The organism is Paraburkholderia sp. SIMBA_053, assembly GCF_046534895.1.
Classification (GTDB): Bacteria; Pseudomonadota; Gammaproteobacteria; order Burkholderiales; family Burkholderiaceae; genus Paraburkholderia; species Paraburkholderia caledonica.
Genome location: NZ_JAWRXU010001353.1, coordinates 1 through 248 on the forward strand (window position 1 = coordinate 1; position 248 = coordinate 248).

Here is a 248-nt window from a genome sequence, read left to right on the forward strand (position 1 = left end):
TCTAGATGGTACCGTACCAGAAAAAGAAATATATGAAATGGTTAAAACAAGCTATCATTTAACGAAGGAGAGGAGAACTTATGAAAACAAGAATAACTGAAATCTTAGGAATCCAATATCCAATCATTCAAGGAGGATTAGCCTACTTAGCTTATGCTGAATTAGCTTCAGCCGTCTCTAATGCTGGTGGACTTGGGCAAATTACAGCTGCGACTTTAGGAACTCCAGAAAAGCTTCGAGAGGAAATT

General features: G+C 37.9%; 1 protein-coding gene. It reads left to right on the forward strand.

Annotated features, from left to right (window positions below; all coding sequences use genetic code 11):
- Positions 1–80: 80 nt before the first annotated feature.
- The coding region (locus SB753_RS40015) for a nitronate monooxygenase (RefSeq protein ID WP_410805544.1) at positions 81–248 on the forward strand (168 nt) is incomplete at its 3' end.